Origin of the sequence: Methylorubrum podarium (assembly GCF_040270385.1) — a bacterium.
In the GTDB taxonomy this organism is placed as follows: domain Bacteria; phylum Pseudomonadota; class Alphaproteobacteria; order Rhizobiales; family Beijerinckiaceae; genus Methylobacterium; species Methylobacterium podarium.
The window spans coordinates 20,300-31,518 of sequence record NZ_JBELQE010000120.1; the positions used below are offsets into that span (position 1 = coordinate 20,300).

Sequence of the window (11,219 nt, forward strand, 5' to 3'; positions counted from 1 at the left end):
CGTTGCGTCGTGTCGGGTTCGTGCCGGCGGAGATCAGGTCATCCGCCGGCGGGACGGCATCGGGACGATCAGTCGGCGATCACTCGGCGTACTGAGCGACGGGCTGAGCGGTCGATCCGGTCGCCGCCGCGTCCTTGCCGCCGTTCTCGGTGCCGTCGGTGTCGTGGCTGTCGGTGTCGATCGGCTTGCCCTCGTCGGTGGCGGCCTCCGTCCTCCAGGGGACGGTCTTCACCTGGATGCCCGCGGTGATCTTCTGGAAGCCCTCGACGACGACCTTCTCGCCGCCCTCGAGACCCTCGCGGATCAGCCAGTTGCCGCCCACCACCGGGCCGACCTCGACCGGCTGGAGCATGGCCTTCCCGTCGGGCTTGACCACCCAGACCTCCGGCTTGCCGTCGCTGGTGCGCTGGATCGCCTGCTGCGGCACGGCGATGGCGTCGGCATCGATGCCCTGCTTGATCCGGGCGCGGACATACATGCCGGGGAACAGTTCGTTGTGCGGGTTGGGGAACTGCACCCGCAGCGTCACCTGTCCCGTGCTCGGGTCGGCGGTGACGTCGGAGAAGAGCAGGCGGCCGGCCGAGCCGTAGAGCGAGCCGTCATCCATGATGAGGTGGACGTTGGCGGTGTCGGCGGCGAGCTTGGCGAGTTCGCCCGAGGCGATGTCGCGGCGCAGCTTGTTCAGCTCGCCGACCGACTGGGTGATGTCGACGTAGATCGGGTCGAGCTGCTGGATCGTGGCGAGCACGCCGGTGGCGCCGGACTCGATCAGCGTGCCCTCGGTCAGCAGGGCGCGGCCGATGCGGCCGGAGATCGGCGCGCGCACGTCGGTCCAGGACAGGTTGAGCTTGGCCCGGTCGCGGGCCGCCTTGGCCCCGGCGACCTCGGCCTCGGCCTGCTTCTTGGCGGCGAACGCCGTGTCGTACTGCGCCTGGCTCGCGGTGTTGCGGGCGAGCAGGGTCTCCAGGCGCTCGGCCTGCTGGTTGGCCAGCACCAGGGCGGCCTCCCGGTTGGCCAGCGCCGCCTCGGCGCTCGCGAGCTCCACCTGATAGGGCGCCGGGTCGATCTTGTAGAGGACGTCGCCCTCGTTGACGCTGCTGCCCTGCTCGAACAGGCGCTTGACCACCAGACCCGAGACCCGCGAGCGCACCTCGGCGATGCGCATCGGCGCGACGCGGCCGGGGAGGTCGCGGACATAGGGGATCGGCTGCGGGCGCACGCTGACGACGCTGACCTCCGGCGGCGGCAGCGGAACGGGCGCGGCGGCCTTCTGCTCGTTGCAGGCCGAGACGGCGACGAGGACGGCGCCGACGAGAAGGGAGGCCGGCAGGGTCCAGCGGGAGCGGCTGCGGCCGGTCTTGTCGAGACCGGGCCCGCGACCGGGCGACTGGGGAGACGGCGTCACGATGAGGTTGCTCCTTCGATGCTCTACGGGTCGCATCGGCCTGTGTTTCGCCGGCTGGTTGGCCGTCGTGCCGATGGGCCGGACGCGGGCGGCGATCGTCGCGAGAAGGACGTCGCCCCGCGTCGCGGGGGCGGGCGGAGACCGGGTCGGCCTCGCGCTCCGTTGCAATCACCGGGCCGCCGCGACGATCGGGGAGCGGAGGGCCCTGAATGAGGATGCCGAAAGCATCGGGGATCGGCCGTGCGGGACGGCCAAGCGTGGTCGGACTACATCCTGGGCGCGAAGTTTGGCAATCCGACGACGGCGCCACGCGGCACCGTGCGTTCGCGCACGCGCTTCGGAAGGCCCGTACGACCGGGACAATGCGCCGGTCAGATCCGGGGCGGCCGCTCGTACCGGCCGAGTTCCGCGGCGGTCGGGTTCCGATCGGAAGTCGGGCGCGGGAGGGAGGACGCGTCCGCGCGTTCGGGTCGGGGATGGATCACGCTCACGCGTCCGTGGCTCGCGACCTCGTCGAGTTCGAGCATCACCCGTCCGATCCGTACGCTGGCGAGCGGGTCCGTGTCGGGGCGCTGCTCGAACGTCGCCTCGCCGCGGGACTGGGGGATGCCGCCGAGCGCCGCGCCGTCGGCCGGAAGGCCGATGACGACGAGCAGGCTCAGCAGCCCGACCAGGGCGGACAGGACGATACGTGTCGGAAGGCCGGCATGGGCACGGCCCGGCGCGGCAGGGCGGGGCATGAGCGTCACGGTGACGTTAGTGTGGTGGATGAAACGTTGCCATTCAATCGACTGCGACATTCTGGCCGGCATCCCGGCACGGTCCGCCGGACGTCCCATCCCGCTGACCATGCCGGGATCATCAGGGGATGTGCCGGACGGCACGGAGGCCCGGACGGGGCCGGTGATTTGGCACGGGCGTTGCCGAGATCACACACGCTTGCCTTCCTCTTGCCGCGACCGGCCGCCCAAAACGCGGGATCGGCGCGCCGGACCTCGCGCGCGGCACCCCTTCGAGGAGGACCTCCGTCGTGACGACCCGATCCTTGACGACCCGCCCCCGGCCGCATCGCCTCGCCGCGATGCTCGCCCTCGGCGGCGCCCTCGCGGCCGCCGCGCTCACGCCGGCCCGCGCCAACCCGCTCGACAGCGGGCCGCTCGCCGACTTCATCAACGTCTTCAAGACGCAGGCCATTCCCCGCGAGACGGTGGCCTATGCCGGCAAGGAGAAGCCCGGCACGATCGTGATCTCCACGAGCCAGCGCCGGCTCTACTACGTGCTCGGGCGCGGCGAGGCGATCCGCTACGGTGTCGGCGTCGGGCGCCGCGGCTTCTCGTGGTCGGGGGTGAAGACGATCACCGGCAAGAAGGAATGGCCGGCCTGGCGCCCGCCGTCGCAGATGCTCGCCCGCCGCCCGGACCTCCCGCGCTACATGGCCGGCGGCCAGGACAACCCGCTCGGCGCACGCGCCATGTATCTCGGCTCGTCGCTCTACCGCATCCACGGCTCCAACGAGCCCGAGACGATGGGCGCGGCGGTGTCGTCCGGCTGCATCCGCATGACTAACAAGGACGTGGTCGATCTCTACGACCGGGTGCGCGTCGGGACGAAGGTGATCGTGAAGGATTGAGGGGCGCATGCGGACCTGCGTCGGCAGTACGGCGCGACGCCTTTGGTGATCGAGGGGCGGCAGGCCGATCCGGAGCCTGTCCGTCCTCGCCGCGGCCCGGACCATCATCGCGGCGTGGCGGGTCGGACATGACACCGGCCGCCCGCGACGCGCCTCGGCGAGTTCAGACCGAACGCGTTCTCGGACCCGATCGGAGCCGGAACGGCCTCCGACTGTGAACGGGGGCAAGCCGGGGCGAGGCCAGCCGGTCAACGTTCCTTGCCGAGGGCGTCGAGGGCGGGGCCGAGGCCGCGGAAGGAGAGCGGGATCGTCACCTCCTGCCCGCCTGAATCCTTGAACATCAGCCGGCCCGGCGCCTCCGCGTCGCGCCAGCGCTTCAACGCCTCCTCCTTCACGGGCCCGTCCGCCAGACAGCCGCCGGGCAGGCAGCGTCGCCACGCGAGATCGAGCACGGGAGCCTTGGCCTCCCTCTCGTCGAGCGCGATCCGGACGGTCGAGGGAAAGCTCACCGCCAGCGGCAGGAGGGCGGTGACCCGCAACTCCGCCTCGCCCGGCAATCGCCCGATCGCGACCTGGGCGATCGGCGCGGCCTGTCCCTGCACCTGCATCGCCTCGGAGACCTCGCACAGGCGGGCCGCCTTTTCCGCCGTCCCGACGCGCTGGCAGCGCAGGATCCAGTCGCCGTAGCTCGCCGTGGTGACGCCCGGTTCGGACGGGACCGGCGGCGGGGCGGGCGCCGCGGACGTCTTGCCGCCGGACGGCTGCGCCAGGGCGGGGCCGGGGGGAAGCGCGCCGCCAGCCAGGACGATGCTCGCGACGAGTGCGGCCGAAAGGCGGGGGCGGGCCGCCTTTCGCGGGGCGAACGAGGTCATGCGGTGGTGTCCTGATGGTGGAACTTGGGGGCGATGCGAGCCGCGCCGAGCGGGCGAAGGCGAGGGTTCGGCCCGGTGCCGGATGCGGTGAACCTCGCGGCCCGGGGAGACGACCGTGCGTCGGGATCGGGACAGGACGGCATCGGCGCGGCGACGGTTCGGGATCAGCGGGCGGCCGCCGGAAGGCCGGCCTGCGGCTTCGGCGCGGCGAGGAGTGCAGGCGGTGCCAGGAAGCAGCCGCCCTGCCGGCCGGCGCAGACGAGGGCGGCATCGAAGCGCGGGTCGGCAGCGACGAGCGTCCCATCCGGCGCGGCCACAAGGAGGAGCGGTAATGCGGGGGCGGCCGGGGTGCCGTCGAGGCGGGCGGCGCGCTCGGCGGTGCTGGCGAGGCGGCCGGCGTCGAGGAGGACGGGCGTCGGCTGGGGCTGAGGCTGGGGTTGTCTTGGCAGGACGGTGAGATCCGCGCCGACGAAGCCGAGCCGGTAGTTCGCCGAGGCCGTCAGGCTTCCCTGCGTGATGGCGTACACGCCCGGCGCGCTCTCCGTGTCGGCTGTGGTGGCCAGCGCCCCGGTCAACGTATCGCCCGCGACGAGACCGAGGCCGCCCACCGTGTAAGTCAGGGCCGGATTGGCCGTGCCGGCCGGGCGCGTCTGCGGGTCGGCGAAGACGGTGATCGGCCGCGCCGTGACGGTGAGGTCGGCGCCCCGGTAGGTCAGCGCGTAGTTGGCGGAGGCCGCCAGCGTGCCCTGAACGATGGAGTAGGGGCCGATGCCGCTTCGCAACCCGGCCGAGGTCGCCAGCGCACCGGTCAGGCGGTAGCCGTTGGCGAGGCCGCTTCCGCCGACCGCGTAGGTGAGCGCCGGCTCGGCGTCGCCGTAGAGGCGGGTCTGCGCGTCGGCGGTGACGGTGATCGGCCGGCGGTCGATGGTGTAGGTGCCGGCCTCGCTCGTGCCGATCCGGTAGTTGCCGTTGGTGAGCCGGCCCGCCACCGCGACGGTGTAACGGCCGGCCGGGCTCGCTGCATCGAGGCTGAAGCCGGTCGAAAGGCCGGTGAGCACCGCCACGCCCTGCCCGCCGACGAGGCCCGTGGCCGCGAGGCCGGGATCGACCGGCCGGTCGCCGTAGGTCGAGCGGCCGTCGTGGACGCGGACGCCGACCGTCGCGGGGGTGATGGTGAACGTGCCGGTCGTCGGCAGGCGGTAGTTGGCGGCCTGCCCGTTGCCGCCGGCGACCGACAGGCCGAGGCCGGTCAGGCCCGCGCCGACATCAGTGCCGGCATCCGCGGACGCCGCGGTACCGGCGCCGGCCGCCAGGGTGACGGCCTCGCCGTTGACCCCGCCGACGACCGTGAGCTGCGAGACGGAGAAGGCGGTGGTGCCGTCGTAGGTCTTGCTGCCGGTGACGGTGAGCCCGGCCGGATCGACGATCAGCGCGGTGGCGTTGCCGGCGGCCTGGACGAAGCGGTAGTTGCCCGCCGCGAGCCCGGAACCGGTCACGGCGTAGGCGCCGACGTTGCTGCCGGTGCCCGCCGCGGTGGTGAAGCGGGCCTCGCCGGTGGTGGCGTCGGCCCGCGTGTCGGTGCCGAGGAAGCCGGTGACGGTGCCGCTCAGCACCGGGTTGGCGGCGCCGTAGCTCCGGCGCACCGCGTCGGCGGTGTAGGTGAGGGTGGCCGGGGTGATCGTCACCGCGCCGCTCGCCCCCGCGAGGGTGTAGTTGCCGCTCGACAGGCGCAGGCCGGAGAGGTCGGTGACGGCCTGGAGGCCGACGTCCCGGCCCGCGAGGCCGCCGCGTCCGGAGACGGACACACGATCCCCGTTCACGAGGTTGCCGGGGGTCAACAGCTCGCCGGCGATGTCGGTGCCGGCATCGTAGACGCGGGTTCCGGAGAGCGTCACCGGGCGCGGCGTCACCGTCAGGTCGGCGCCCTCGTAGGTCAGGGCGTAGTTCGCGGAGGCCGCCAGCGAGCCCTGCGTGATCGCGTAGCGGCCGACCGGGCTTCGCGCGTCGGCCGCACTGGCGAGACCGCCGCCGAGGCGGTCGCCGTTGACGAGGCCGAGGCCGCCCACGGTGTAGGTCAGGGCCGGGTCGGCCTCGCCGTAGAGGCGCGTCTGCGCGTCGGCCGTGACCGTGACTGGCCGCGGGGTGACGGCGAGACCGGCGCCGACATAGGTGAGCGCGTAGTTCGGGTTGGCGGCCGCCGTGAGCGAGCCCTGCGTGATCGCGTAGGTCCCGACATCCGAAGCGGCGGTGGCCGCCGTGGCCAGCGTCCCCGACAGGGCCGCGCCCGCTCCCAGCGCGGTGGTGGTGTAGGTCAGGGCGGGGTTGACCTCGCCGTAGACGCGGCTTTTGGCCTCCGCCGTGACGGTGACCGGCCGGGCCGTCACCGCGAGGTCCGCACCCTGATAGGTCAGCGCGTAGTTGGCGGAGGCCGCCAGGTTGCCCTGCGTGATGGCGTAGGGGCCGACGCCGCTCGCGGGGGTGGCAGGGGTGGCGAGGCCGCCCGACAGGCTGTCGCCGTTGACGAGGCCGCGTCCGCCCACGGCGTAGGTCAGGGCCGGATTGGCGTCACCGTACACGCGGGTCTGCGCGTCGGCCGTGATGGTGACTGGCCGTGCCGTCACGAGGAGCGTGCCGGGGACGTAGCTGATCCGGTAGTTGCCGGCGCTGCCGGCACTGAAGCGCGCGCTGCCGGGCGTGAAGCCGTAGCTACCGACGCCGGTGGTGGCGTCGGCCGTTACCGAGGCCACGGCGACCGAGGCGATCGTGTCGCCGTTGACCAGCCCACCGCCTGAGCCCGTGCTGCCGGTCGGCGCGACGAAGGCCGTGGTGGTCGCCGGGTTGGCGTCGCCGTAGACCCGGCTGATCGTGCCGCCGGTGACGATGAGCGGGCGCGGATCGATCGTCAGGTTCGCGCCGACATAGGTGAGCGCGTAGTTCGGGTTGGCCGTTCCCGTCAGCGTGCCTTGGCCGATCGCGTAGCTGCCGACGCCGGTCGTCGCATCCGCCGTCGCGAGAGAACCCGAGAGCGGCGCGCCGGACCCGAGCGAGGTCGCCGTGTAAGTCAGGCTCGGGTTGGGCTCGCCGTAGAGACGGGTCTGCGCGTCCGCCGTGATGGTGACCGGCCGCGCCGTTACCAGGAGCGTGCCGGGGACGTAGCGGATCTGGTAGTTGGCCGCGCTGCCCGTACTGAAAAGCGCGCTGCCGGGCGTGAAGCCGTAGCTGCCGACCCCGCTGGCGGCGTCCGCCGTCGCCGAGGCCACGGCGACCGAGCTGATCGTATCGCCGTTGACGAGCCCACCGCCCGAGCCGGCGCTGCCGGCCGGCGCGGTGAAGGCTGTGGTGGTCACTGGGTTGGCGTCGCCGTAGAGGCGGCTGATCGTGCCGCCGGTGACGATGAGCGGGCGCGGGGTGATCGTCAGGTTCGCGCCGACATAGGTGAGCGCGTAGTTCGGGTTGGCCGTTCCCGTCAGCGTGCCTTGGCCGATCGCGTAGCTGCCGACGCTGGCCGTCGCGTCCGCCGTCGTGAGCGTACCCGAGAGCGGCGCGCCGGACCCGAGCGAGGTCGTCGTGTAGGTCAGGCTCGGGTTGGCGTCGCCGTAGAGGCGGGTCTGTGCGTCGGCCGTCACCGTGACCGGCCGTGGGGTCACACTCAGCGTGCCGGGGGCATAACTGATCTGGTAGTTGGCTGCGCTGCCCGTGCCGAAGAGTGCGCTGCCGGGCGTGAAGCTGTAGCCGCCGACCCCGCTGGTGGCGTCGGCCGTCGCCGAGGCAAGGGCGACTGAGGCGATCGTATCGCCGTTGACCAGCCCGCTGCCCGAGCCCGCGCTGCCGGTCGGCGCGGAGAAGGCCGTGGTGCTCGTCGGGTTGGCGTCGCCGTAGACCCGGCTGATCGTGCCGCCGGTGACGGTCAGCGGGCGCGGCGTGACCGTCAGGGTCGCGCCGACATAGGTGAGCGCATAGTTCGGGTTGGCTGAGGCCGTCAGCGTGCCTTGTGTGATCGGGTAGGGGTCGACGTCGCTGGCCGGACCGGCCGCCGTGGCGAGGCTGCCTGACAGCGCGGCACCAGACCCGAGGGAGGTTGTCGTGTAGGTCAGGCTCGGGTTGGCGTCGCCGTAGAGGCGGCTCTGCGCATCCGCCGTCACGGTGACCGGCCGCGGGGTGACGCTCAGCGTGCCGGGCACGGACAGGATGCGGTAGCTCGTGCCGGCCGGGCTGGTGATCGCGCTGCCCGCGGCGGTCGCGGCGTAGCTGCCGACGTCCGAGGTCGCGGTGGCGCCCGTGGTCAGGCTGCCGGGCGTGGTGACGAAGTCGCCGGGCTGCAATCCGACGTAGGAGGCGATCAGCGGCGGATTGGCGTCGCCGTAGGGGCGGCTCGTCACCGGCGTCACGGCGACGACCTTCGCCGTGCCGTAGAGCTGCGGGTAATAGGCGGTCGAGAGGCCGCCCTGTCCGGCTTGGTTAGGCGGCGCCCAGACGGTGGCGAAGTCGAAGCCCGCGTAGGTGGTGCGGAAGGCCGACAGATCCTGCATCTGCGCCGTGGCTAGGCCGGTGGCGCCGCCCGCGCCGTTCAGGCCGATCCCCGTCCCCAGGCCGCTCGTCTGCGTGTCCCAGAGGGAGGTCGTGACGGTGCCGCCGGCGTTGTTGCCGCCGACGAGGCCGCCCGTGAAATCGCCCCCCGTCACCCGCCCGGTCGCGTAGGTCTGGGCGACGCGGCCGCCGTTCTGCCCGACGAGGCCGCCCGCGCCGCCCGTGACGCCGCTCACGGCTCCGGTGGCGTAGGCTTGGAGGATGTTGCCGGCGCTGCCGTTGGTGCCGACGAGTCCGCCGACATTGGCCTCGCCCGCGACGGCTCCGGAGGCGTAGGCGACCGAGACGGCGCCTAAATTCGCGCCGACGAGGCCGCCGACGCCATTCGAGCCGCCCCCGCCCCTCACCGGCCCCGTGGCGTAGGAGGTGTCGATGCGGCCCGTATTCGCGCCGGCGAGGCCGCCGGTGGAGCTGAACCCGTTCACCGTCCCCGTGGCGTAGGAGGTGTCGATGCGGCCCGCATTCGCCCCGACGAGTCCACCGGCGAACGAGAGGCTCGAGGAGGCGGTGACCGCCGAGGTCGCATAGGCACCGGTGATCGTGCCGTCGTTCTCCCCCGCGAGCGCGCCGACGACCATGGAGCCGGAGATACTGCCGCCGACGAGGCCGAGATTGCTCACGCTGCCGCCCGTGCCGAGGGCACCGAACATCCCGACATAGGAGGCTTGGCCCGGTAGGTTGATGGTCAGGCCTGTGATCGTCTGGCCCGCCCCGTCCAGGCGGCCGGTGAAGGGCGTGGACGAGGAGCCCACCGGCACGAAGCCGCCCAAGCCGAAGACGCCCGCCGAGGCGACCGAGCTGATGGTGGCGGAGGCGTCGATGTCGCGGGTCAGGACGTAGTTGCCGGCGAGGTTCGCGCCCATGAGCTGGAGCTGATGCAGGTTGGAGACCTGGTAGACGCCCCCGACCTGCACCGCCTCCGACCGCAGGATCGGGCGCAGGTCGCCCGCCTGGTACCAGACGGCCGGGTCGAAGCCGGTGTAGTTGCTCAAGCCGCTACGCGCCTGCGCCGAAGTCAGGCCGGTGGTGCCGGTGGACAAGCCGGTGCCCACGCCGCTCGCTTGGCCCGTGCTCTGTGTGTCCCAATAGCTCGTGCCGATCGCGCCGCCGACCTTGGACCCGACGAGGCCGCCCACGGCGGTGGTGCCCGAGACGCTGCCGCTGGCGTAGGATTGGCTCACCGTGCCGACGTTGGACCCGACGAGGCCGCCGACGTAGGTGGAGCCCGAGACGCTGCCGGTGGCGTAGGACTGGCTCACCGTGCCGCCGGCGCTGTTGTACCCGACGAGGCCGCCCACGTAGTAAGAGTTCGAGCCGCCCGAGACGCTGCCGCTGGCATACGACTGGCTCACCGTGCCGCTGTTGTTGAACCCGACGAGGCCGCCCACGGTGGAAGTGCCCGAGACGCTGCCGCTGGCGTAGGACTGGCTCACCGTGCCGCCGTTGTTGAACCCGACGAGGCCGCCCACGTAGAACGTGCCGTGGGCGCTGCCGCCGACGAGGCCGACGTCGCTCACGCTGCCGCCGGGGCCGAGAGAACCGATCAGCCCGACATAGCTCGGCCGGACGATGGTCAGCCCGGTGATCGTATGCCCCGCCCCATTCAGGCTGCCGGTGAAGGGGGCTGAAACGATTCCCACCGGCATGAAGCCGCCCGCGCCGAAGGGGCCGGGCGCGGCGTCGGTGCCGGCGGTGGCGGAGGCGTCGAGGTCGCGGGTCAGGACGTAGGACCCGCCGAGATCCGCGCCCATCAACTGGAGCTGGTTCAGGTTGGAGACCTGGTAGACCCCGCCGACCTGCACCGCTTCCGACCGCAGGATCGGGCGCAGGTCGCCGGCCTGGTACCAGACGGTCAAGAAATCCCAGCCGGCATAGCTCGACGCGTCGCGCGCCTGGGCCGAGGTCAGCCCGGTGGCGCCCGCCGGCGAGCCGTCGCCCACGCCGGTCGCCCGGCCCGTGCTTTGCGTGTCCCAGTAGCTCGTGTCGATCGTGCCGCGGTTGATCCCGACGAGGCCGCCTACGATGGAGGAGCCCGTGACGCGGCCGCTGGCGTAGGACCGGCGCACCGTGCCGCCGCCGTTGGACCCGACGAGGCCGCCGACATAGAACAAGCCGGTGACGCTGCCGGTGGCGTAGGACTCCGTCACCGCGCCGTTGGCGTTGACGTTGAGCCCGACGAGGCCGCCCAAGTAGGCGGAGCCCATGCTGCCCGTGACGCGGCCGCTGGCGTAGGACTGGTTCACCTCGCCGCCATCGTTGGCCCCGACGAGGCCGCCCACGACGAACCCGCCCGTGACGCTGCCGGTGGTGTAGGACTGGCTCACCGTACCGCCGGTGTTGTATCCGACGAGGCTGCCCACGTAGTTCGCGCCCGAGACGCTGCCGCCGACGAGGCCGAGGCCGCTGACCCGACCGCCGCTGCCGAGAAAACCGATCAGCCCGACATTGTCCTGGCCCGGCCGGGCGATGGTCAGCCCGGTGATCGTGCGCCCCGCCCCGTCCAGCGAGCCCGTGAACGGCGCGGAACGGGATCCCACCGGCGCGAACCCCGCGCCGCCGTTCCAGGCCGCCGTGCCGGTGGCGTCGATGTCGGAGGCGAGTTGATAGCGCGCGTCCCGGTACGGCCCCGACGTGCCCATGCCCTGCACGCCGTAGATGTCGGTAAGACGGTACGGGCTGCCGCTCGTCCCCGTCCCGCCCGCCGCCCGCAGGAACGGACCGCCCC

The 11,219-nt window shown here is 72.7% G+C and carries 5 protein-coding genes; 1 reads left to right on the forward strand and 4 read right to left on the reverse strand.

The window, feature by feature from the left end:
- Positions 1-79: 79 nt before the first annotated feature.
- Positions 80-1,405: an efflux RND transporter periplasmic adaptor subunit gene (locus ABS772_RS23135; protein ID WP_350397033.1), complete on the reverse strand. Its 1,326-nt coding sequence runs from the start codon at positions 1,403-1,405 to the stop codon at positions 80-82.
- A 371-nt stretch (positions 1,406-1,776) separates the two neighbouring features.
- Positions 1,777-2,145: a hypothetical protein gene (locus ABS772_RS23140; RefSeq protein ID WP_350397034.1), complete on the reverse strand. Its 369-nt coding sequence runs from the start codon at positions 2,143-2,145 to the stop codon at positions 1,777-1,779.
- A gap of 290 nt (positions 2,146-2,435) precedes the next feature.
- On the opposite strand from ABS772_RS23140, the gene ABS772_RS23145 reads away from it, so the two are divergent.
- Entirely contained in the window at positions 2,436-3,035 is a 600-nt protein-coding gene (locus ABS772_RS23145) for a L,D-transpeptidase (protein ID WP_407943014.1), read from the forward strand.
- A gap of 248 nt (positions 3,036-3,283) precedes the next feature.
- Here the strand turns inward: ABS772_RS23145 and ABS772_RS23150 are convergent, their stop codons facing one another.
- Together ABS772_RS23150 and ABS772_RS23155 are read right to left on the reverse strand one after the other, a co-directional pair.
- Positions 3,284-3,907: an invasion associated locus B family protein gene (locus ABS772_RS23150; RefSeq protein WP_350397035.1), complete on the reverse strand. Its 624-nt coding sequence runs from the start codon at positions 3,905-3,907 to the stop codon at positions 3,284-3,286.
- Between the two features lie 164 nt (positions 3,908-4,071).
- The gene (locus ABS772_RS23155; RefSeq protein ID WP_350397036.1) at positions 4,072-11,133 is read right to left on the reverse strand and encodes an MBG domain-containing protein; all 7,062 of its coding nucleotides are present in this window, start codon (positions 11,131-11,133) and stop codon (positions 4,072-4,074) included.
- Positions 11,134-11,219 lie beyond the last annotated feature (86 nt).

Coding starts and splice junctions, on each gene's coding strand:
- ABS772_RS23150 (WP_350397035.1), bottom strand. CDS start 3,907: ATGACCTCGTTCGCCCCGCGAAAGGCGGCCCGCCCCCGCCTTTCGGCC.
- ABS772_RS23155 (WP_350397036.1), bottom strand. CDS start 11,133: ATGGGCACGTCGGGGCCGTACCGGGACGCGCGCTATCAACTCGCCTCC.
- ABS772_RS23140 (WP_350397034.1), bottom strand. CDS start 2,145: ATGCCCCGCCCTGCCGCGCCGGGCCGTGCCCATGCCGGCCTTCCGACA.